The sequence below is a fragment of the Paenalicyclobacillus ferrooxydans genome (genome assembly GCF_001399675.1).
Taxonomy (GTDB): domain Bacteria; phylum Bacillota; class Bacilli; order Alicyclobacillales; family Alicyclobacillaceae; genus Alicyclobacillus_B; species Alicyclobacillus_B ferrooxydans.
The window spans coordinates 20,998-43,243 of the sequence record NZ_LJCO01000045.1; the positions used below are offsets into that span (position 1 = coordinate 20,998).

At 49.7% G+C, this 22,246-nt stretch carries 22 protein-coding genes and 1 pseudogene; 13 read left to right on the forward strand and 10 right to left on the reverse strand.

Features of this window, described 5'->3' with window-relative positions:
• Positions 1 to 256: 256 nt before the first annotated feature.
• Both AN477_RS10225 and AN477_RS10230 read right to left on the reverse strand, forming a co-directional pair.
• Positions 257 to 1,069, reverse strand: a complete 813-nt coding sequence (locus tag AN477_RS10225; RefSeq protein ID WP_211265994.1) for a cytochrome c oxidase assembly protein — start codon at positions 1,067 to 1,069, stop codon at positions 257 to 259.
• A 262-nt stretch (positions 1,070 to 1,331) separates the two neighbouring features.
• Positions 1,332 to 1,994, reverse strand: a complete 663-nt coding sequence (locus AN477_RS10230; RefSeq protein ID WP_054969062.1) for a response regulator — start codon at positions 1,992 to 1,994, stop codon at positions 1,332 to 1,334.
• An 89-nt stretch (positions 1,995 to 2,083) separates the two neighbouring features.
• Between AN477_RS10230 and AN477_RS10235 the strand changes: the two genes are divergently transcribed.
• Positions 2,084 to 2,923 (forward strand): sensor histidine kinase, encoded by an 840-nt coding sequence (locus AN477_RS10235; RefSeq protein ID WP_054969063.1) that lies wholly within the window; start codon positions 2,084 to 2,086, stop codon positions 2,921 to 2,923.
• A 157-nt stretch (positions 2,924 to 3,080) separates the two neighbouring features.
• Here AN477_RS10235 and htpG read toward each other — a convergent pair whose 3' ends face one another.
• Complete coding sequence (gene htpG, locus AN477_RS10240; RefSeq protein ID WP_054969064.1) at positions 3,081 to 4,961, reverse strand: molecular chaperone HtpG; 1,881 nt, start codon at positions 4,959 to 4,961, stop codon at positions 3,081 to 3,083.
• Between the two features lie 244 nt (positions 4,962 to 5,205).
• Here htpG and AN477_RS10245 point away from each other — a divergent pair, with 244 nt between their 5' ends.
• The gene (locus AN477_RS10245; RefSeq protein ID WP_169787875.1) at positions 5,206 to 6,165 is read left to right on the forward strand and encodes a Gfo/Idh/MocA family protein; all 960 of its coding nucleotides are present in this window, start codon (positions 5,206 to 5,208) and stop codon (positions 6,163 to 6,165) included.
• Between the two features lie 23 nt (positions 6,166 to 6,188).
• Here AN477_RS10245 and AN477_RS10250 read toward each other — a convergent pair whose 3' ends face one another.
• Genes AN477_RS10250 through AN477_RS10260 form a run of 3 tightly spaced genes read right to left on the reverse strand, consistent with a single transcriptional unit; the run spans position 6,189 to position 8,534 of the window.
• The gene (locus AN477_RS10250; protein WP_157061900.1) at positions 6,189 to 6,398 is read right to left on the reverse strand and encodes a hypothetical protein; all 210 of its coding nucleotides are present in this window, start codon (positions 6,396 to 6,398) and stop codon (positions 6,189 to 6,191) included.
• A gap of 52 nt (positions 6,399 to 6,450) precedes the next feature.
• Complete coding sequence (locus AN477_RS10255) at positions 6,451 to 7,851, reverse strand: sensor histidine kinase (RefSeq protein ID WP_054969067.1); 1,401 nt, start codon at positions 7,849 to 7,851, stop codon at positions 6,451 to 6,453.
• Positions 7,848 to 8,534: a response regulator transcription factor gene (locus AN477_RS10260; RefSeq protein WP_054969068.1), complete on the reverse strand. Its 687-nt coding sequence runs from the start codon at positions 8,532 to 8,534 to the stop codon at positions 7,848 to 7,850. The genes AN477_RS10255 and AN477_RS10260 overlap by 4 nt, the downstream gene beginning before the upstream one ends.
• 394 nt (positions 8,535 to 8,928) lie before the next feature.
• Between AN477_RS10260 and AN477_RS10270 the strand changes: the two genes are divergently transcribed.
• The 6 genes from AN477_RS10270 to AN477_RS10295 all read left to right on the forward strand — a co-directional run bounded on the left by AN477_RS10270 (position 8,929) and on the right by AN477_RS10295 (position 13,392).
• The gene (locus tag AN477_RS10270) at positions 8,929 to 9,147 is read left to right on the forward strand and encodes a hypothetical protein (RefSeq protein WP_054969070.1); all 219 of its coding nucleotides are present in this window, start codon (positions 8,929 to 8,931) and stop codon (positions 9,145 to 9,147) included.
• A gap of 113 nt (positions 9,148 to 9,260) precedes the next feature.
• Positions 9,261 to 9,473 (forward strand): hypothetical protein, encoded by a 213-nt coding sequence (locus AN477_RS25010; RefSeq protein ID WP_054969071.1) that lies wholly within the window; start codon positions 9,261 to 9,263, stop codon positions 9,471 to 9,473.
• A gap of 370 nt (positions 9,474 to 9,843) precedes the next feature.
• On the forward strand, positions 9,844 to 10,080 hold the full coding sequence (locus AN477_RS10280; protein ID WP_054969072.1) for an SHOCT domain-containing protein: 237 nt from the start codon (positions 9,844 to 9,846) through the stop codon (positions 10,078 to 10,080).
• Between the two features lie 140 nt (positions 10,081 to 10,220).
• The gene (locus AN477_RS10285; protein ID WP_054969073.1) at positions 10,221 to 10,517 is read left to right on the forward strand and encodes a metal-sensitive transcriptional regulator; all 297 of its coding nucleotides are present in this window, start codon (positions 10,221 to 10,223) and stop codon (positions 10,515 to 10,517) included.
• A 153-nt stretch (positions 10,518 to 10,670) separates the two neighbouring features.
• Positions 10,671 to 13,082 (forward strand): heavy metal translocating P-type ATPase, encoded by a 2,412-nt coding sequence (locus AN477_RS10290; protein WP_054969074.1) that lies wholly within the window; start codon positions 10,671 to 10,673, stop codon positions 13,080 to 13,082.
• A 103-nt stretch (positions 13,083 to 13,185) separates the two neighbouring features.
• Positions 13,186 to 13,392 (forward strand): heavy-metal-associated domain-containing protein, encoded by a 207-nt coding sequence (locus AN477_RS10295; protein ID WP_054969075.1) that lies wholly within the window; start codon positions 13,186 to 13,188, stop codon positions 13,390 to 13,392.
• A gap of 78 nt (positions 13,393 to 13,470) precedes the next feature.
• Here the strand turns inward: AN477_RS10295 and AN477_RS10300 are convergent, their stop codons facing one another.
• The gene (locus tag AN477_RS10300) at positions 13,471 to 13,818 is read right to left on the reverse strand and encodes a hypothetical protein (protein ID WP_054969076.1); all 348 of its coding nucleotides are present in this window, start codon (positions 13,816 to 13,818) and stop codon (positions 13,471 to 13,473) included.
• A gap of 203 nt (positions 13,819 to 14,021) precedes the next feature.
• Between AN477_RS10300 and AN477_RS10305 the strand changes: the two genes are divergently transcribed.
• Both AN477_RS10305 and AN477_RS10310 read left to right on the forward strand, forming a co-directional pair.
• Entirely contained in the window at positions 14,022 to 14,471 is a 450-nt protein-coding gene (locus AN477_RS10305; protein ID WP_157061902.1) for a hypothetical protein, read from the forward strand.
• A gap of 163 nt (positions 14,472 to 14,634) precedes the next feature.
• Positions 14,635 to 15,393 carry an exodeoxyribonuclease III gene (locus tag AN477_RS10310; protein ID WP_054969167.1) on the forward strand — a complete coding sequence of 253 codons (759 nt, stop codon included), beginning with the start codon at positions 14,635 to 14,637 and terminating at the stop codon, positions 15,391 to 15,393.
• A 233-nt stretch (positions 15,394 to 15,626) separates the two neighbouring features.
• On the opposite strand, the gene AN477_RS10315 is transcribed toward AN477_RS10310, so the two are convergent.
• Both AN477_RS10315 and AN477_RS10320 read right to left on the reverse strand, forming a co-directional pair.
• The gene (locus AN477_RS10315) at positions 15,627 to 16,349 is read right to left on the reverse strand and encodes a demethylmenaquinone methyltransferase (RefSeq protein ID WP_083486153.1); all 723 of its coding nucleotides are present in this window, start codon (positions 16,347 to 16,349) and stop codon (positions 15,627 to 15,629) included.
• A 181-nt stretch (positions 16,350 to 16,530) separates the two neighbouring features.
• The gene (locus AN477_RS10320) at positions 16,531 to 17,394 is read right to left on the reverse strand and encodes a hypothetical protein (RefSeq protein WP_054969078.1); all 864 of its coding nucleotides are present in this window, start codon (positions 17,392 to 17,394) and stop codon (positions 16,531 to 16,533) included.
• A gap of 461 nt (positions 17,395 to 17,855) precedes the next feature.
• On the opposite strand from AN477_RS10320, the gene AN477_RS10325 reads away from it, so the two are divergent.
• The 3 genes from AN477_RS10325 (at position 17,856) to AN477_RS10340 (ending at position 20,422) form a co-directional block, all read left to right on the forward strand.
• A complete protein-coding gene (locus tag AN477_RS10325) occupies positions 17,856 to 18,215 on the forward strand; it encodes a DsrE family protein (protein ID WP_054969079.1) in 360 nt (119 codons plus the stop codon).
• Between the two features lie 346 nt (positions 18,216 to 18,561).
• A complete protein-coding gene (locus tag AN477_RS10335; protein ID WP_054969169.1) occupies positions 18,562 to 19,485 on the forward strand; it encodes an ABC transporter ATP-binding protein in 924 nt (307 codons plus the stop codon).
• Positions 19,478 to 20,422 carry an ABC transporter permease gene (locus AN477_RS10340; protein ID WP_054969081.1) on the forward strand — a complete coding sequence of 315 codons (945 nt, stop codon included), beginning with the start codon at positions 19,478 to 19,480 and terminating at the stop codon, positions 20,420 to 20,422. Before AN477_RS10335 ends, AN477_RS10340 begins: the two co-directional genes overlap by 8 nt.
• Positions 20,423 to 20,431: 9 nt before the next feature.
• Here AN477_RS10340 and AN477_RS10350 read toward each other — a convergent pair.
• A pseudogene (locus AN477_RS10350) lies at positions 20,432 to 22,186 on the reverse strand (bifunctional 3'-5' exonuclease/DNA polymerase).
• Positions 22,187 to 22,246: the final 60 nt, after the last annotated feature.

Sequence of the window (22,246 nt, forward strand, 5' to 3'; positions counted from 1 at the left end):
TTGGCTCGGGCCTCTCTGAAATCTCCTTAGCTTTGATGCTCGAACTTTTATCGTAGGACTTTTATCGTAAGACTCTATCTTAGGACTTCTATCTTAGGACTTCTATCTTAGGACTTCTATCTTAGGACTTCTATCGTAAGACTTCTATCGTAAGACTTCTATCGTAAGACTTCTATCTTAGGGCTTCTATCTTAGGACTTTTATCTTAGGGCTTCTATCTTAGGACTTCTATCTTAGGACTTTTATGATGGCCAACTCACTGGTACCATATCGATTCATCCTGCTTTGCATAGGCTCGGATACCATAAGCGAGGTATGCACCTGCCATGAATACCATCATGATAATCGCCCCAAGCTGCATGTCGGCCATTGGCGTTAACCACGCTGCCAGCCGCGGGGCGCTGACATAGAAGCTGTACCAGGGATGGTTCGATACCAACAGAAGAATAACGATTGGCATCATCAAGTTATAGTTATATAACAGGTACAGTAGCTTTTGTCCGTTGGTCAGTTGACGAACCCCAGGCAGACGTATTGTCAACGGTGCCCACATGAACGATGCAATCACAAAAAATACCGTGTGTTCGAAAAGGTGGAAATTCTCATTCTCTAATGCAAGATTATACAAGTACGGGGAGTGAAAGAGCGTTAAAATCCCATTAAACACCGCTCCAGCCACCACAGGGTGCGACCAAACACGAATCAACCTGCCAAGTCCACGGGCACGCCACAGACGTTCATAAAAGCCTTCCGGCAGTCCCCGAAGGATGAGTGGCGTCATAATTACGATTTCGATCATGTGCTGAACCATATGCGCGCTAAAGATATAGTTATCTGAAAGATAGTCGAGTGGTCCCGCAAATGAAAAATACATAATCCAACATCCTGCGATAAAAGACAGCGTCTGCCGACCGGTTGCTACGTGCCGTTTCCGGTACACGCGCTCTGCAACAGAACCATGCGTTAATAACAAGTATACTATTTGCAGGACAGCGGACACTACCATAATTTCCGGTTGCCATAAATCACTAAACGGAGCATTTGCAAATACTCCCCACAAATCCTTCACCAACCTTTTTCAGATGTTGATCCCGCTTCATTCTGCTATATTGCAATTCTCACTTTGTCTGGTCCTCGGCAACTTAAGACAGCACGTCCACATCGCGACAACTCATATGTACTAGACTAACGATATTCCTGATCCGATTCCCTAGCCCACTAGGGCTATCTTGTTGATGCCGTGCGAAAGAGACCACACGAGGCGGGAGCGCGCGTTACTCATTCACACGCCGAAACGGCTGCGGAAATCCGCAGCCGTTTGACACGAATGCTTATTTTTCATCTGGCTTCGCGAGGTTCTGAGCATACAAGATCAGTTGAACGCGGCTTTGCAGGTACAACTTCGCCATGATGTTCTTCAAGTGATTCTTGACTGTGTTTTCTGCGATGAACAACATGTTTGCAATATCCTTATTGGTCGCGCCTGTACAAACCAAATCAATAATTTCTCGCTCGCGCGTAGTCAGTTGCTCAAGCGCAGCCGCATCGGTTTTTGGGCTCGGAACCGCGCGAAACTCCGCCAAAAGCTTCTCTGCCATTTCTCTCGGCACGCGTGTCTCATCGTCCAACACACCATACAGATACATAATCCAGTCTTCAGGCTCCAACCTTTTCACCAAGTATCCTTGAGCCCCGCTGCGAATGGCATCAAACAGGTCCGCCGCATCGTCAGAGACGCTCAGAATCACAATCCGGGTGTCAGGTAACTCTTGTTTAATGATCCGCGTCACTTCAAGTCCACTCATGTCCGGCATGTTGATGTCCATTAAGATCAAATCAGGATGATACTGTCTTGCTTTTACGATAGCGTCTTGCCCGTTAACTGCTTCTGCCTGTACGACAAAGTGTTCATCCGATTCAAGGATAATCCGCACCGCCTTGCGGGCCCGTTCGCTGTCATCGGCAATCATGATTTGATAGGGTGTCGTCTGCATCGCTGAACTGCACCTTCACTTCCGGCCGGTTTCCCCTAGAATAAAGAAAGACCGACCCGTTCACAACATTCTTTAAAGGGGAAGAACACATGACACTAAATCGCATTAAATGGACCTTGTTTATCGTTCCTGCGATTGTGATTGGCCTGTTCGAAACCATCCGACACACACTTCTAGAGCACATACTGCCCATGGAACTTGGCAACTGGATCACAGCCGTCATTGATGCAATGGTCATCGCGCTCGTCTCAAAAACTCTGCTTCATCAATTTAGTAAAGCTGAGAAGGAACTCAGTCAGGAGAGGCAAGCACATGCCATATTACGAGAGCGTGAACGCTTAGCGAGGATCCTGCATGACCAAATCGCTCAATCCATCTTCTACTCCGGTGTCCAAATCAAGACGGCCCGTAAAATGGCAAACAAGTGCGGTTCACCAGAGTTAAACTCCGTACTCGAAGATGTGGTGATGTCATTGAGAGAGATAGATGAAAACCTTCGCCAATCGATATTCAATCTCAAATCAGAGTCAAACTTTGCTTTGAACTTAAAGGATAGAGTTGAAGCCTATCTTGCAAAAATGTTGTCACGGACCGAGTTGACCTGGAAGGTAGACTTTCCTCAGGAATTTTCTTGGGTGACCCACTCACAACAGGTTCAATTGTTTGGTGTCCTACAGGAGGCTGTAACCAACATTGTGAAACATGCACACGCGTCACATGTCTACGTACGGTTGCATACATCAACAAGTCGTCCACTTGGATGGTCATTCAAAGTCGAGGACGATGGTGTCGGATTTGATGGAGAATCACAACGCAATGGACATGGTCTCGACATCATGGCAGGTCGTGCCAGGGATATTGGAGCAGAACTTCGGATTGAATCCGGCCCATCGGGAACGACGATATGTGTGCATAGAGGTCTGGATTAACACCATTCCTTACTGGATTAACACCATTCCTTAGCAGAGGGAATGCAGAGGACAATACTGGACGTCTACACCAGAGCAGGGCAACCCGTTCTCGGTTGCCCTGTAATTTGCACCAAATTGGTTTGACTCTTCTGTTCAGCGGAGAAACTGGCCGCTATTACACCATAATTTTGCAGATGTCATTGGTGAAATCGACCGGATCATCGATAGGAAGGCCTTCAATGAGCATCGCCTGATTGTATAGCAGGTTGGTGTACAGTCGGAGCTTATCTTTATCGCGATCGAAAGCTGCTTTCAAAGACTGAAAGACGTCATGAGTGGTGTTGATCTCGAGGACCTTCTCAGCCTGGATACCCTGATTGTTCGGCATGGCCCTCAGGACCTTTTCCATCTCAATCGTAACCTCACCATCAGCCGTCAAGCAGACTGGGTGATGCTTGAGCCGCTTCGAGACGCGTACATCTTTGACCTTGTCGCCAAGGATTTGTTTCATCTCGTCAAACAGCGATTTATTCTCAGTGGCCTCCTCTTCGGCCTGCTTCTGGCTTTCATCCGCTTCAATGCCAAGGTCACCACTCGAAACTGACCTGAATTCCTTTTCTTTGTAGGTCATCAGCATCTTGATGGCAAACTCGTCAACGTCTTCGATAAAGTAGAGGATTTCATACCCCTTGTCAGAAACGAGCTCCGTCTGTGGCAGCTTGTCGAGCCGCTCGTACGATTGACCAGTTGCGTAATAGATGTATTTCTGGTCCTCCGGCATTCTCGATACGTACTCGTCCAGCGTGACCATTTTCTTTTCCTTTGATGAGTAGAACATCAAGAGGTCCTGCAAGACGTCCTTGTTGCTGCCATAATCACTGTAAACCCCGTACTTCAGCTGGGTCCCAAAGGCCTTGTAGAAGGTTTCGTACTTTTCTCTTTCGTCTTTCAGCAGCCGCTTGAGTTCACTCGTAATCTTGTTCTTGATGTTCTTCGCAATCAGTTGCAACTGCTTGTCTTGCTGGAGAATTTCACGCGATATGTTTAAAGAAAGGTCCTCTGAATCGACCATGCCTTTGACGAAGCTGTAGTAATCTGGCAGTAAATCTGGCGACTTACTCATGATGAGCACACCGTTCGAATACAGTTCGAGTCCCTTTTCGTATTCCTTGGTGTAGTAGTCAAACGGTGTTTTCTCAGGAATGTACAGAATGGCGTTATACCGCACTGCACCATCGACGCTGATATGCAGATGTTTCAGCGGCTTGTCGAAGCCGTAATGTTTCTCCATGTAGAAATTCTCATAGTCCTCATCCGTAAGCTCATTCTTGTTCTTTCTCCAAATGGGGACCATGCTGTTAATCGTCTGCTCTTCAAGAACTTCCTCAAACTCTCCTTCGCTGCCCTCTTTCGGTCGGTGCTCTGTGACGTCCATTTTAATCGGGTAGCGAATGAAATCAGAGTATTTCTTGATAATGGATCGCAGTCGATACTCTTCGAGATAATCATCATAGGTCTCGTCTTCTGTGCTCTCTTTAATTTTCAGGACGATCTCGGTCCCCACCTCGGCCTTCTCAGCCGCCTCAATCGTGTATCCGTCGACCCCGGACGATTGCCAGCGAAAGGCCGTATCACTCCCGAGTGCCTTGGTCGTGACCGTTACCACATCTGCAACCATAAATGCAGAGTAAAACCCAACGCCAAACTGTCCAATGATGTCGTGACCATCCTTGGCTTCATTCTCATTCTTAAACATAAGCGATCCGCTTTGAGCAATGACACCAAGGTTGTTCTCAAGCTCCTCCCGGGTCATGCCAATGCCCGTATCGCTGATGGTCAGGGTGCGGTTCTCCTTGTCCGCAATTACTTTGATGTAGTAGTTATCTTTTTCAAAGTTGATGTTGGGGTCGGTCAGCGCCTTGTAGTAAATTTTGTCAATGGCGTCACTCGCATTGGATATCAATTCCCTCAGAAAAATCTCGCGATTCGAATAGATGGAGTGAATCATCATGTCCAGCAACCGCTTCGATTCTGCTTTAAACGGCGTCTTTTCCACGCAAATGCTCCCCTTTCAACTTGTCTCATGAAGGACGGCCTGTCTCATTCCGTTTGCCCATAGATTAGCACTCAAATTTGCAGAGTGCTAACAACACTCATTATTTTACATATCCTCGCTCGCTCGTCAATTTGGTTTTTGATCCACGACCGATGAAACGTGGGCGAGCAGGCCGGCCAACGTGCTAGAATAGCAGATACAATTAACAAGCAGTGACCATCTGACAGAATGAGGGGCTCTCATCGTGACCATTTATGCAGGAGTCATTGGACTCGGTATCGTTGCCAATCGGATTATCGCCCAGTTTAAGGAACATTCCGAAATACAACTCAGCGCCGTGTGCGATGTAGATGAAAACCGGGTACATAACTACGTCCAGAACAACCACCAGGTGCAGGGATTCACCGATTACAACCAACTGCTTGATGTGCCGAATCTCGATCTCGTTTACGTTGCCACCCCGCCAGCCTTTCACGCCGACATCGTTACCGCTGCCCTGAAAGCTGGGAAACACGTGTTGTGCGAAAAACCACTCGCCAACAGCCTTGAAGAAGCAGCCCAAATGCTGGATGTGGCAAAAGCGAGTGGAAAGGTGCATGCGCTTCATTTCCCGCTTCAGTACAGCGATGAAATGGCTGAGTTTGAACACCTCGTTCGTTCAGAGTATCTCGGTGAGCTGCGCCGAGTTGAAGTTGTCATGCAGTTTCCACAGTGGCCCCGTCCGTGGCAGCAAAATGCCTGGGTAGGCGGTCGCAAACAAGGTGGCTATACACTCGAGGTTGGAGTCCACTTTATCCAATCCATTCAGCGGATCTTCGGACCGATTACCGATGTCACCGGCACAATGACTTACCCTGAAGACGAAACTGCCTGTGAAACCTCGATTCTGGCAACCGGACGTTTGTCGAACTTTGCTCAAGGAAATGTTCAAGTACTGTTTGACGGATTCAGCCAGGCGGGCGGTAAGGAACGCGTGGAACTCAACGCCTATGGAACAGAGGGCACTATCTCCCTGCAAGGTTGGGGACATCTGTTTGCAGGGAAGCTTGGTGAAGAGTTAAGCAAGGTGGAGCCGGAACATCACACCGAGTCTTTGATGACAAACTTGGTGTCGGCCATCCACGGTGACGAAGCTGTCCTGTGTGACTTCCAAGTGGGGTATGATGCTCAACTCGTGCTTGAAGCTTTGCGGGGTCTTGCTTAAGAGACAAGCCATTTCAAGTCTTTTCACGCCTTTTTCGTGTTCTGCTCCACGCCGTTTTCGTGTTCTGCTCCACGTCTTTTGCGAGTTCTGCCTGGCGTCTTTTTCGTGGTCTGCCTGGCGTCTTTTGCGAGTTCTGCTTCACGTCTTTTTCTAAGTCCCGGTCGTGGTCTGCACCGCAGTGAGAGCATGTCCACGACCGTGCCGACGGCGACGGTTGCTCTTCCTTCTGCCACATCGCACGAACCCAGCCGACGTTCGGGAGCCAAATGGCACCTGTACAAGCTCTCATCGTCGGCCGCTTGCTGTCAAAATCGGAATGGTCACAAAAGTGGTTGTGCCTTTACCTTCCTGACTTTTGGCACCAACATTGCCACCGTGTGCTTCAACGATCTGTTTGACAATCGAGAGTCCAAGTCCGGTGCCACCGCTCCCTCTGGATCGCGATTTTTCTACGCGATACATGCGCTCCCAGATATGCGTTACATCTTCCTTTGGAATGCCCACTCCCGTATCCGCCACCGAAATTTGAAGTGAGTTCCCATTTTTCTCTAGGTCAATGTCAATTCTTCCACCTGAAGGCGTGTAGCGAATTGCATTGTCGAGAAGATTCACCAGAACCTGTTCCATTCGTGCAACATCCGCCTGGATCGCGGGAACAGGCGACATCATCACGACAGATACCTGTATCCCCTTGTCTTCAGCCTTCTTCTGCATCCTGTCTACCACAGATGAAATCACTTCATTCAGGTAAACGGGGCGTTTGTCCATCTGAAGCATATCTGCATCCGCTTGAGCAAGGACAAACAAGTCGTTCACCAACGACTCCAATCGTTTTGATTCTTTATGAATGATGCGGATGTACTTCTTGCTTTCCTCCTCCGACTCAAACAGTCCCTCGTCGAGAACCTGACTGTAGCCCCGGATATAGCTCATTGGCGTCCGAAGTTCATGCGCCACGTCGGCGAGAAACGCCTTACGGGATGTATCTAAATGATTCAAGGTTGCGGCTAAAGTATGAATGGCTTCGCCAAGCTGCCCGACTTCATCTTCTCCAACAACCGGTACTTCAGCGGTGTAATTGCCTCGTGTCATCTCCCCTGCGACCTTCGACATGAGTTGAAGTGGTTTTGCGATCCGCTTTGACAACAGCACGGTCAGCCCGAGTGCAACGAGGATTCCACCCAGACCAGCCATGATGAGCAGCCACTCTACGTGACGAAATGCACCTGCAACGGCCGACTCAGAACGAAACAAAAGCACTGCGCCCTGTATCTGCCCCTGGGTGCGGATGGGAACGGCTGCTACGATGCCTGTTTTTCCAAACAGCCCACTGAATCCGCCGTGCAGTCCGTTGTGTCCTCTGAGAGCAGCTTCCATCGTCGCCGTGTCTGATGCGTTTGGCTTAGAAAGGTAGAGTGCAGGAGAAGATGCAACAACATTGCCCTTGGTGTCAACCATAATAAGATCTGCACTGGCTGTAACACAAAGCATCTGCATCATCATCGTGCCGCCCATAGCCGACATGTTGGCATACTGCTGTCCCTCCGCAGTCAGTTCCGCCCCGGCCTCGTCGTAAAACGCATTTTTCAGCAGTTGTCCCAGAGCGAAGTATTGGACGACGGCGACGGCCACGATGAGTCCCATGATGGCCAGCCCAACTTTAACGGCGAGGTTTCTCCGGATCACGATTCCACCTCGAACTTATACCCCACACCCCACACAGTTCTAATGGGGTTTTGCTTGCTTCCCGCTTCCCGCAACTTCTCTCGGATGTTTTTAACGTGACTGTCCACAGCCCGGGTCTCGCCTTCGTACTCGCCGTTCCAAATCCTGTCAAGTATCTCTTCACGGGGAAAGGTCCTCCGAGGATGGCGGGCTAGCAGCACAATCAGGTCAAATTCCTTTGGGGTGAGGGCTACTGATTTAGAGGAAACTGAGACCGTTCGACTTTGAAGGTCAACAACCATCCCAATCGAATCAAAACGGTATTTCTCGTGATCATCTCCGTATGCGCGACGCAGTAATGCGCGTACCCTGGCAACGAGCTCTCTGCCGTCAAACGGTTTAATCAGATAATCGTCTGCCCCTTCAGATAGTCCATGTACTTTATCGTCAATCGATGTTCGTGCTGTAAGCATAAGGATGGGTATCTCAGGCATCTGCCCGCGAATCAGACGGCACGTCTCAAACCCGTCCATACCGGGCATCATTACGTCCAAGATAATGACATCTGGACGAGCATTGATAAGTGTATCTAGTGCATGATAGCCACTGCTCGCCTCATCGACTGAAAAACCTTCCGCCTTTAAGTAGATGCGAACTAGACTCCTCATTTCACTTTCATCATCAACGACCAATACCTTTGCCATGCCCTGACCTCCCTGAGGAAATCATGCGCGTTGTTTTGCGTACACACCGGACGATCCATCGAGTCTGCTCTGATGTTTTCACGATGATAACCACTTTTTCCACGATAACAACCGGTGCTTTCACTATAGCAATCACTGCTTTCACTATAACAACCACCGCTTTCACTATAACAACCACCAAAGCAAGAAACTGTAGGCACAGATGAACAAAGTCCGAAAGGACTAGGAAATTGATCACATTTGCCACGTCCCGTTTGCAGATTTGTCACAGAGTCTGCACGGTTTCTACACAGTTCGTGGCTATAACAGAGATGTCAGCAACATTCAGTAAGGATGTCAAAAAGATTGAGCAAGGATGTCAGCAACATTCTGTAGCAAAAGGACGATGATCTCCATGAAGAGGTACCTTTGGGTCTTCCCCGTTCTTGCAATCGGCATGGCAATCGGCGGGTTGACGCTGCCACATGTGTTGGCCGCAACTGGCGGACAGACGACGTCTCCACAAACGCAGGCCGCCAAATCCATGCAACAGGCCCTGAACACGCCGGAAGGCCAAGCCATGATCAATCAGTGCAGCGGCTTCATGAGCCAGTTCTACCAAAATCAAAAGTAAGCACTCATGAGCACTCATGTAACCACAAATTCCATCCTTCAACGGGGAGGGGACTGTGTGTCCTCAGCCCCGTTGAGGTGTCTTCAGGAGGTTATGACCGCATGGCATGAGCAGTGGCCCGACTTCATGACTCCGATTCCCGGCTCGCAGTGGAGTTCGGGTTCGGGTTCGGGTTCGGGTTCGGGTTCGGGTTCGGGTTCGGGTTCGAGTTCGAGTTCGAGTTCGAGTTCGAGTTCGAGTTCGAGTTCGAGTTCGAGTTCGAGTTCGAGTTCGAGTTCGAGTTCGAGTTCGAGTTCGAGTTCGAGTTCGAGTTCGAGCCGGATTAACGGTCACTTTTTCCCTTGTTGCCTCAATTCCGAGGATTGCCGGTCAAATAAGGTAAGAAGATTCCTTTATACAGCTAAATCGACCCGATGCAGGCTATCAAATGAGTCACAAAGGAAAAAATCTCCTCTAGGCTCACCGGACATCCTTAAAAATTAAGGGTAGGGGAAGTAATTTCCCTAATATGCGAATCTGAAATGCCGGCTTCGAGATGCGGACCTGAAGTACGGGCTTTGAAATGCGGGCTTTGAAATCCGGGGCTATGAAACTCGGGAGCTGAAATGCGGGCTCTGAAATGCCGACTCGACACGTACAGAGATGCGGCGACCGACAGCATCTACCGAAATACAGCGGTAAGAGGAGTGAACTAACGTGATGTACGGATTTGGAGGATATGGAGGACTATTTAGTGGATGGATCCCGATGTTCCTGTGGCTTATCGTCATCGTCTGTGTGGTCTATCTTGTGATTTACTTCCTCGACCGACGTGGCCACAAGTCACACAGCTCGAAGACCAGTGCTGAAGACCTATTACGGGAACGATATGTGCGGGGCGAAATTGATACGGAGACATTTCTTGAGATGAAGAAACATTTACGGGAGAAGTGACCTGGCGTGCCGTCGACTTAGTGACAGTTATATGTCCATCCACCTTTTCACGGCCCAAACAGGGATCTTGGATTTGACATTCAATACGGTACGGGGGTATCGTTCCTTGTAGAAGCAACTACGAAAGCGAGGCGCTGCCGATGTGTGCTGACCATATAGGTCACAGTTATGGGCCGAAGAAAGACGACCTGCTAAAGCGTCTTCGCCGCGTCGAAGGTCAAGTGCGCGGAATTCAAAAGATGATCGATGAAGACCGCTATTGTGTTGATATCCTGGTACAAATTGCGGCAATTAAGAGTGCAATGCAACAGGTCGGACTTACTATCCTTGAATCCCACACACGAGGATGTGTTGTCGATGCAATCAGTAACCACACAGATACGGATATTAAGATTGACGAATTGATGGAAGTTATCCGTCAGTTCACGAAGCCCTGACCTACAAAAGTACAAGTTATCCGGCAGTTCACGAAGCCCTGACCTGCAAAAGTACAAGTTATTCGCCAGTTCACGAAGTCCTGAAACACACAAGTGCAAGCTATACGCAGTTCACGAAAGCGTGACCCGCGAAAGAACTGGGGTGAATATCGCATGTCACAAGCAGAGCAATCTACAGAGCAATCTATTCATCAAACTATCGAAGTGACTTTACCTATTGACGGTATGACATGCGCGGCCTGCGCTGCTCGAATAGAAAAAAACGTTGCCAAGTTAGCCGGAGTCGAATCCGTGAACGTCAACTTGGCATCAGAACGGGCGCGTGTTGTCCTTAACGGCTCGTCAACATGGAAGGATGTTGTCGAGAAAATCGAAAAATCGGGATACTCTGTCCCCACACGAGAAGTTGATCTTAATATCACTGGAATGACGTGTGCTGCGTGCTCGGCGCGGATTGAAAAGGTTGTGGGACGGATTGAAGCCGTCCAGACCGCGAGTGTGAACCTAGCCTCGGAAAAAGCACATATCGTCTACCTGCCGGGCTTGATCCAAGAAGAGGACCTCATCCGTGCAGTTGAAAAAGCCGGATACGGGGCCACCCTGGCATCCGAGACGGCAGCGGCCGAGGAGAAAAAGCGCAAAGAGCAAGCTTACCATCGTGATGTGTTGAAATTTTGGGGCTCCGTCGTGCTTACTCTGCCCCTCGTGATTCAGATGTTTGTCATGTTGTTCGGTGGAAGTGCATTTATGCCGAATTGGGTCAGCTGGATTCTCGCGACCCCTGTACAGTTTTACGTAGGTTGGCGGTTCTACAAAGGTGCTTATCATTCGCTTCGCGGCGGAGCTGCCAATATGGATGTGTTAGTCGCACTAGGCACGTCGGTGGCTTATTTGTACAGCGCCGTTCTGACCATACTTGGTCGTCCGGATGTCTACTTCGACAGTGCAGCTACGGTCGTTACCCTGATTTTCATGGGCAAGTTGCTGGAGAGCCGCGCCAAAGCGAAATCCAGCTCAGCGATTGAGTCGTTAGCCAAACTTGGTGCCAAGGTGGCCCACGTCATTCGTGATGGCGAAGAGGTTGATGTAGAGGTTGAGCAGCTTCACGTGGGTGACATCGTGCGAGTCCGCCCTGGAGAGAAAGTACCGAGTGACGGTACCATTCTGGAAGGCTCATCTTCGATAGATGAATCGTTTTTGACCGGTGAATCCAAGCCCGTTTCCAAAGAAAAAGGAGACACTGTAGTTGGTGCCGCTGTGAACCAGTCGGGCGTGTTTACGATGCAAATCGCCAAGGTTGGTAAAGACACAGCTTTGGCACAGGTGATCCGTTTGGTCGATCAAGCACAGGGCTCCAAAGCACCCGTGCAAAGGCTGGCAGACAAGATTTCTGGTATTTTTGTCCCGATAGTTCTCGGTATCGCTGTCATTACTCTCTTACTCTGGGGTTTCTTTGTCGGTTGGACAGCTGCACTCATCGCCGCTGTGGCAGTCCTCGTCATCGCCTGTCCTTGTTCGCTCGGACTGGCGACCCCGACGGCTATTATGGTTGGCACAGGTCTTGGTGCTGAATCCGGCATCCTTATTAAAGGTGGAGAACACCTAGAAAATGCCCATAAAGTAACCACGCTGGTGCTCGACAAAACGGGCACGGTCACTGTTGGTAAGCCTTCTGTCACAGATGTATGGGTCGCTCCAGAGAGCTCAGAGGACGATATGGTGCGCATGGCTGCAGCCCTTGAAGCACAAAGCGAGCACCCGCTCGGCGCTGCTGTCATCGCCTATGCTGCGAATCTTCATTGGGCGATACCGGAGACAAAAGGCGTTCAAGCGGTTCCTGGTAAAGGCATCATCGGAACGGTGAACAACATGACCGTTCGAGTCGGAAACCGACGCTGGCTTTTGGAAACCGGGATTACGCAGTTTCCCGATGATATCCTTGCCCAATATGAAAATATGGGCAAGACTGCAGTTCTCGTCGCTTCGGAGAATCGTTTACTCGGCATCATTGCGATGGCGGACACCATCAAACCCGACGCAGAGAAAACTGTACGTGAGCTCATCAGCATGGGGATTGATGTCTGGATGATTACAGGGGATAACGAGCGAACGGCCAGTGCGGTTGCGGCGTCGGTCGGGATTACCAAGGTGATAGCCGGTGTGATGCCAGAGGATAAAGCGAGCAAGGTTCAGGAATTGAGGAAGGCAGGCCAAGTCGTTGCCATGGTCGGAGACGGGATCAACGATGCTCCGGCACTCGCCGCAGCTGACATCGGCATTGCGATGGGAACCGGTGCAGACGTCGCACTCGATGCTGCGGACATTGCCCTGATGCACGGCAACATGCATGGAGTCGTTGAAGCAATTCGCCTCTCCAAGGCCACCATGCGTAAAATCCGCCAAAACTTGTTCTGGGCGTTCTTCTACAACGTGCTAGGGATCCCGCTCGCAGCACTCGGTATACTCAGCCCAATTATCGCTGGCGCAGCGATGGCAATGAGCTCGGTGAGCGTTGTCTCTAACAGCCTGCTGCTTCGGCGTCTTAATCTTGGAAAGGAGGTGTAGCCCGGAGTCAATGAGGCTCACCTTTTCCAAACATCATCATGTCTAGCAGAATGAATGATTCAATCTAGACAAACCATACATGTACACAAGGAGATGTTAGAGGATGACCGTCGAAACCATTACCGTCAAGGGCATGACCTGCGCAGGTTGCGTAAATTCAGTAACCAAGGCTTTAAAGAATGTGTCAGGTGTACAGGAAGCAGACGTCGATCTCGCTGGTGCAAAGGCCACTGTTACGTTTGATGAGTCGAAGACCAGTGTGTCAGCTCTGAAGGAAGCCATTGAAGATGCGGGATACGATACCAACTAAGGTCTTCCAAACTCCCATCCGCTTCAAGCCTGAAATTCCCGTCTTGTTCAAAGCAAGACGGGAATTTTTATTTTTTAATTAATCATCATCATCATCGTCATCTTCGTCATCGTCATCATCGTGATCCCGATCATGATTCCCATCGTTATGATGTTGTTTTGAATCTCCGTCATCTGGCTGTTGCCCCGCGTCAGGACTCGGAGACGTATGATCGTCTGGAGCTGAATGGTCGTCCTCTGCTTGATTTGAGTCCTGAGCGCTGCTTTTGTCATTGACTTGGTCATTGTCGTTCAATAAGACTATCGAGGCCGTTTGTCCCCCGAGCTCAGTCATCGATGAGGCTTGTACTATCGGACCATGCATCGTGAGGAATGCGGAGACCGTTGAACTTGCAAGGAGAACCATGGCGGATACATAGGACTTCATTCCACATCACCTTTCTACCGGTTTGAAGCTATCATCGCCATTTTCCTTTCTCCTTATGTACGTTGACTGGTGTACGTTGACTGGCCTGCCACGAGCTTGGACTATCAACCAGAAATAGGACTTTGTACCCATACAAATGTCCGGTGAGATATCACATGCCGTACGTACTATAAGCATCATCTGGATGAAAAGGGATGATTGTGATGCCAAGCCGGCAACGACTGCGTTGGATACCGATGTTAATCCAAGCGTATCGTCAGGCAAGAGAGCGAACCGAGATTCACCACGAACTGACTACAGTTAGTTCCCAAAGTGAGCTGCCTATCTCCAGAGCCACGTCCAGAAAGCCCGCGCGTAATTCTGTGCGGACAGCTCAATCTAGTCGTAAAACCGCAAAACCACAACCGCGAGTCCGGAACACAATCAGTCCCCATGGCAGCCAACGGTTGATTCGGGAACTGAGAACGGGAAACCGTAAATCATGGGAACGGCTTGAGTCTATCGAACAAAAGATTCAACACGTTGAATCAAAAATTGAAAGTCTGAAGGAAGACCTTGAGCAATCACAAATCAGGCAGGAAACCACTCGGAGACAGCCGTCACAGATGTATGGCCAACCGACAATGCCGCCTGATCTTCCACCATGGATATAGGATGGCAGTGCTGAATATCCGTATTTGGACTGATTCATGCGAACAGCATGCGTTCCGCTTGTCGTGGACACCCGTTAATCTGACCGTCAGCAGACCAATGTAACGGATATTCTTTCTATGGTAAACTGGGACGAAACGAAAGTATCTAAGGGGATTGTTGAAGCTGAAACTTGTATCGTGGAATGTAAATGGCTTGAGAGCGTGCGTTAATAAAGGATTTATGAACTATTTCAACCGTATCAATGCTGATATATTTTGCGTTCAGGAAATCAAGCTGAAAGAAGGTCAGATCGACCTAGATCTCGGAACGGAGTACAAGACGTACTGGAATTACGCTCAAAAAGCTGGGTATTCCGGAACGGCCATTTTTACAAAGCGTGATCCGCTCTCGGTGCGATATGGGCTTGAAGAAGATTCAGAGCCAGAGGGACGTGTCATTACGCTTGAATTTGAGTCTTTTTATCTCGTGACTGTGTACACGCCGAATGCAAAGCGAGATCTCTCAAGACTTGCTTACAGGCTCGAATGGGAAGAAAGATTTCGGAGTTATGTTTTGGAACTCGACGCTCGAAAACCCGTCATTATGTGCGGCGATATGAATGTTGCTCATGAAGAAATCGACCTTAAGAATGCCAAAGGGAATCGGGGCAATTCTGGGTTTACAGAGGAAGAGCGCGGAAAAATGACCCTGTTGCTCAATTCAGGCTTCACCGACTCTTTCAGATATCTGTACCCGGAACGAACGGATGCCTATTCTTGGTGGTCGAATATGCCGAAAGTACGGGAGCGAAACATTGGGTGGCGCATCGATTATTTTCTTGTGTCATCGCGGTTGCGACCCCTTCTTGTTGATGCCGATATTGACCGAGACGTGTTTGGCAGCGATCACTGCCCCGTCGTGCTGGAGATGTCAGAATTTTAATCCTGCTCATGGTCACTGACTGATAGGCACCCGCTCACCCGGGGCGCGGATCGAGATGACTGGTGCGACTGAGAGTGCTCGGCTCACCAAGATGGCTCGTCCGACAAACCAAGGACCGCTCAACGGCCGAACACCCCGCCCCACGCCGTTCGCCCGCTCACCTGCCAGCATGTAAAGGCCTGTGTATCACAGCGTTATTCCCCGCTGTTTTTGTCATCCACGGATATCGATTCTCATCCGTTTCTCTGACCTTCAACGACAGCAACGACCCCTCCCATGAGATTGTGAAACCTTGTATTCACAAGTCCATTTTTCGCAAAGCGTTTGGTTAACTGCTGTTGAGAGTCGAATGCTATCGAGGAGTCATGCAAATACTGATACGCACTCTTCCGCTTTGCGGTCAGTTTCCCCATGGCAGGCACCAACCAATTGAAGTACAACCAGTAGGCCTGTTTAAAGACAGGAACTGACGGCTTGGCCATGTCTAACGACACGACCCATCCCCCAGGGCGAACCACGCGTCGCATCTCTCGAAGAACTTGATCAATATCCGGGACATTCCGCAATCCCCAACCTACAATTGCGGCATCGAACGAGTTATCCTCAAACGGAAGCTCCATCGCATTCCCTTGAATGAGGGTCACCCAGTCCTTGCACTCCGAATTCTTGACCTTCTGCTCCCCGACGGCCAGCATTTGCTCAGAAAAGTCGAGTCCCGTGACATGTCCCTCGGGGCCAACCGTTCGGGCCGTTTCCAACGTTAATTCAGCCGTCCCACAGCACACATCCAATACATTCATTCCAGCACCAATACGAGCCCGATGGATCGCATATTTTCGCCATGACCGATCTCGGCCCATACTCATGAGTGTATTCATCAAATCGTACTTGCGCGCAATGCCATTAAACATCTCGCGTACGTAACGCTCTTTTTGATTCTTCGAAGGCAACTCCATTGATAAATCTCCCTCCGACAACATTGCAACAAAACATTGCAACTCCGCTAACATTGTAGCTTGGATTCTGCAATTAGACCAATCTCAAGTATCGCTTCAAGTGCTGAAAATAACCAGCGGTTTTCCTGACCAGTAACTGCCAAAGCGTCGTCAGTTGTGTCAAATTTGTATCAGTCGCTGTCTAAACCACACGAGTCGAGTTTAACCTGACCTTTCGCAATGCCAGCCACATTGAAACACCGCCGACTCCAGCAACCACAAGCACAACAAGAATAAGTCCAAGATTGATGGAATCCAGGTTGTGTACTTTGATTCCCGTATTGATGCTCCAGTCAGAGACAGCGGGAAGCGCAAGTCCCACAATACCCGCTAACATAAATAATAACCCGCCGTACAACAGTGTATTGCCAGACACGAATCGTCCAATAAATGCCTTACTCGATGCGCCAAGTTTTTGGCGTTGCATCCACCAGCCGAATAATGAGCCAACCATCACCTGCATCACAACCGTTCCGAGTCCAAACAGCAATCCAGGTAAAAAACCAACCCACGCGGACGGCATCGACGGCGAGATCACAGTATAAATGATGGTGGCGAATGCCCCTGTGCCCCACCCAGCAATAATACCGTGCAGGAAAGCAAGTTTTAACGGTACAGGCTTTGTATCATCTACATTTGGTAGTAACCTTTCCAACCACGGTATCAAGTGGATGGCACGTCCTCGATACAAAATGTAGTAACCCGATAGTGCCATGACAAGTCCGACAATGATATAGACGATGTTTTCCGCACCGGTGTGCATGAGGAATCCCGCCAACGCCAGAAAGGCAAGCTCCGATGCGATGGCTCGCTGCAAAGTAAAACCAGTGGAAAAGATGAACCCAGCAAGCATTCCACCCTTCGTACTGTAACTGCCAATGGAATAGCTGAATGTGATGGGCCACGTGTGCTCGTCGGGCGTAATTCCGTGAACCATTCCGAGCAAAAGTGCAGTAGCCAAACCGACCGTCAACGACAGATGGTCTGGGTTCCATAGATTTAGCATCGTGGTCTCCTTCTTTGAAACTTGTACAGTCATGTACAAGTCCATCGTAGTATCAAAACTTTGGACAATGACGTGCCATTGGTTTAACCGCCAGGACGAAGTTGAGGTCATTGGCCAAGCTGTTGTAGAAAATCATTTTCTATAAGGAATTATAGGAACGGTCAAGGTGAATTGTCAACACATAAACCATGGATAGATAATCCTGATATTCAGTATGTCCAACATCTGCTATGGACGAAATCCACGGAAAAAAGAAAACCACAACAATTGTGAATTTCTCACCATAGAGACTGTTCAATCACAGCGGCTGCCCCTCGTAAAACCTTTCAGACGAAAACCTCTCCGACTAGAAGACCTTCCGGACTAAAAGGCCTTTCGGACTTCCGGGGTTGGTACGATGCTCCCGTGGACACCATAACCCCGCGGGGCATCCCGATGTACACATAAGGAGGAGTTCGGCCATGGAACAAAGGTTTGTTATTTTCGTCCACGCCAAAGAGGATGAAGGTGCCAAGGCTGCCCACAGTCTGTTATATGCGAAGGAACTTCATGAAGCTGGAATTGAGGTGAAGTTGGTTTTCGACGGGGCTGGCGTGAAGTCCCTGGCCAACTTTGCCACCAATACAGAGCGTCCAACACACAAGGTGTACCTGGAACTGAAGGACCAGGGAGTTATCGCCGGAGCCTGCGAATTTTGCTCCACCGCCATGGGTGTTGAGGAGGCCGTATTGGCTACCGGTATCCCTCGCCTGAACGAGATCAGCGGTCATCCCAGCATTGCAGCTTATGTGAAGGATGGATACACTCCGATTGTCATGTAGCACGAGAATAGTGGTCCAATTTCAGATGCGGGCCTGATTCAAACGGGCCCGCCCGTTAAAGACTGTTCGTAGACTCCTCAAAGCGCCACTCTCCAACCAAACCTCCAACCAAACCTCCAACCAAACCTCCAACCAAACCTCCAACCAAACCTCCAACCAAACCTCCAACCAAACCTCCAACCAAACCTCCAACCAAACCTCCAACCAAACCTCCAACCAAACCTCTCGACAAACCCCCGGCTCTGGCCCCGCCTCTAGTCCTCTCCACTCATTGTGTTTTCCGTTCGCCTCTAATAAGATCTCTACATACGAAGACGTGGAGGATACGCTGGTGGAGGATACGCTGATGGAATCATCGGTAGCAGTACAACTGCGGAATTTGACCAAGACAATTCGAAAGAAGGACATTGTGAGCGATCTGACATTTGACATCATGCGCGGCGAAGTGTTTGGATTGCTTGGTCCAAATGGGGCTGGGAAAACCACGACCATTCGCATGATGGTCGGCCTGATTTCGATGAGTCGGGGACAGGTATTGATTGACGGCATCGACGTCACCAAAAACTTTTCCGAAGCAATGGCCAAAGTCGGCTCCATCGTTGAAAACCCGGAGATGTACAAATATTTGACGGGCTATCAGAACCTGCTTCACTTTGCCCGGATGTCGAGCGGTGTGACCAAGGAACGCATTAACGAAGTCATTGCTCAAGTCGGACTGACAAACCGGATTCACGAGAAAGTCAAAACCTACTCTCTAGGTATGCGGCAGCGTTTAGGCCTGGCTCAGGCCTTATTACGGAATCCGTCTGTCATTATCTTGGACGAGCCGACAAATGGACTTGATCCAGCAGGCATTCGTGAATTGCGCGACTACCTGAGAAATCTTGCGCAGACACAAGGGATTACTGTGATTGTCTCGAGTCATTTGCTCTCGGAAATGGAATTGATGTGCGATCGCGTTGCAATCATCCAATCCGGCAAGCTAATTGATGTTCGTTCTCTTCGTGCATCCGAGTCCACATTACACGCTGTCCTAACGGCATTTGAAGTGGATGACACTGCACGGGCTGTCGAGGTCATAAAAGCAAAGCACCAGATCGAGGCAGTAGTCCAAGACGATACGGTTCAAGTTCCGCTAGAACGCTCTGCGATCCCTGCCATCGTGCACAGTTTGAGTGCTGCACAGGTTCGTATCTACGCCATCCGATCGGTAACAAAGACACTGGAAGACACATTCCTCGAAGTGACGGGCGGTGCATCCCATGTTTAACTTGATCGCAAACGAGAACCAGAAAATTTACCGTCGGATGCGGACATGGATTATGGTCGGGATTCTCCTTCTCGCGATTGTCTTGGTTGCCGTCGTTATTGCAACGCATCAACACGCCCCGAGTGCGAACTGGAAGCAGACGCTCATTGCACAGGATGCCGCAATGCAAAAACAAATTGCACAGGGCAAGCACATACCAAAGGCTGCGATTCAGAACTTGAAAGATAACATTGCCTTGAACCAGTACTATATTGCACACAACATTGCGCCAAGCCAGGTGACTGGATGGAGCTTTGCAAATACGGCCGTCAATCTCTCGACCATCCTGACCGCGTTTATTCTTGTTGTTGCCGGCGATATTGTAGCAAGTGAGTTTAGCACGGGTACGATTAAGATGCTGCTGACCCAAACGGCGACGCGAACCAAGGTTCTGACGTCCAAATTTCTGGCCATGCTCATCTACGGCGTCTTCCTCACGGCCGTCATGCTTGTCTTCTCCCTCGTCGTTGGCTGGATTTTCTTCGGTTTTCACGGTGTTGGGGCTGCACACGTGTATGCCAACGCCCACAGGCAGATCGCACAAATGAGTACAGGCTGGTATCTGCTGATGAGATACGGTTTCTTGATGATTCAGATCGTGATGATGGAAACGATCGCCTTCATGGTTTCAGCCATATTTCGCAGCAGCGCGCTCGCGATCACCATCTCGCTGCTGGCCTTCCTGGTTGGCAACACACTCGTTACAGTTCTCTCGAGTTACAACTGGGACAAATACATTCTGTTTGCCAATACAGACTTGTCTCAGTTTGTTGAAAATGGCCCGCTGGTTCACGGTTTAACCCTGAGTTTTTCAATTTGGATACTCGTAGCCTATTTCGTGGTGATGACAGTTTTATCGTGGGTCGTCTTCTCTCGCAGGGATGTTGCGTACACCTAAAGGCACGTCTCACTTCTCGGCCCAGTTGTCTGCAACCATAGTTTCAGCTACCACAGGAACGAGTTGCAAGTACTTTGCACCCGCCCCCTCCATCGTTTCCTTGAGAATGGTAGCTGTAACATCTGCATCTGATGCAGGAGTCTCTAAGATGATTTCGTCGTGGATCATCCCGATGATCTTCGCATCACTGTCGCGAAGAGCAATCACCAGGTCAGCCATGGCTTGTTTCACAATGTCTGCCGCTGTCCCTTGCACAGGCCAATTGTACAGCCCCGTTACGCTGGCATTGTCCCGCCATCGATATTTTCTGCCGCCAAGTGTTCGAGAGACTCGTTCTTTAGACAATTTCACTGACTTGTGCCAATTTGCGACGCCCGCATATGCAGCGAAGAATCGCTTCCGAAACAGTTCGGCTTCTTCTAACGTCATGGTGACACCGTATGTCGACTGAGCATACGCCTGCAGGCCTCTGGCACCCATCGCATAGACCAAACCGAAGTTCACGGCTTTGGCAGCTTAGCGCTCCAGCTTGGAAACCTCGTCGATGGGCTTACTGGCCACGAGGGATGCTGTCAACCGATGCAAGTCTTGGCCAGTCGCGTAAGCTTGAATCATCGTTGTGTCTCGTGAAATTTCCGCGACGACCCGAAGCTCTATTTGAGAGTAATCGGCAATCACAAGCTTGTTTCCAGGTCCAGCAACAAAGCAGCTTCTGAAATCCTTGCTTCGCGGAATCTGTTGCAGGTTCGGATGTCCGCACGAAAATCGCCCCGTAGACGCACCCATCTGATGATATCTCGGGTGAAGCCGCCCGGTGACCGGGTGTACGGCTTGCGGAATACTGTAAATAAACGCCTGTAGTGCCTTGGTTGCCCTGCGATACTCCAATAACTGTTGAACAACAGGGTACTTATCGGCAAGCGGTGCCAGTTGGTTGCGTGCGGTGTTTCTGAGCGGAACGCCTTGTTCCTTCAATGCCTTCAGTACCTGCTGTTGGCTGTCAAGATTCAGCGAAGTATCGGTGTCTTCGCCGAACAGGTTCAGTTGAACAGATGCCCGGCGTAAGTTTTTATACAGTTCGGCGGCAGCGACTTCCCGCTGTCGCTCGAGCTGCCCCCCAAGTCGTTGCCAGCGGTCCAAATCCAGGTGAATTCCGGTCAATTCCATCTGTACAACGGCGGGCATGCAAGCCAACTCAAGCTTGGTGATCTCCATTAAACCCTCAGACTGTAAATCCCTTATCATTGCTTCTCGCAAGGGAATCAGGACAGCAGCATCGCGTGCCGCATATTCATACTGTGCAAGAGATAAATCACCCTGCCAGTCACTTGCCTGTTGTTCCTTTGACAAGTCTACATCGAGGTAATGCTGCACCAGACTGTCGAGACCGAACCTCGTTAATCTGCTCTTTTGCCGCAATAGGTTTCCAGCAATAAAGGTATCAAAGATCCGCCCCGATACAGGCAACCCCGATTGGTGAAGAAACTTCATGTCAAATTTCGCATTTTGGAACACCTTGATGGCTGTGCCTGACATGATATCCCGCAAGAAGGCCCGAGTTGGACAGTCAATTGTCTGCATGTCAAAGAGGATGACCGGATTGCCCTTGGTCGCCACTTGAACCAGCCGAACCTTGTCCTGCAAAGGATCAAGGCCCGTGGTTTCGGTATCCACACCAAACACCTTGCTCGACTCAAGTTGAGGTATGTGCTCCTGAAGTTGTGAAAAGCCGTGAATGATATGAAACCTAAGCTCTGTATTCACCGAATTTCCCTCTGCCAAATGTCATCGATACACGTCAGTCCAGTGCTTGAAGTGCTGCTG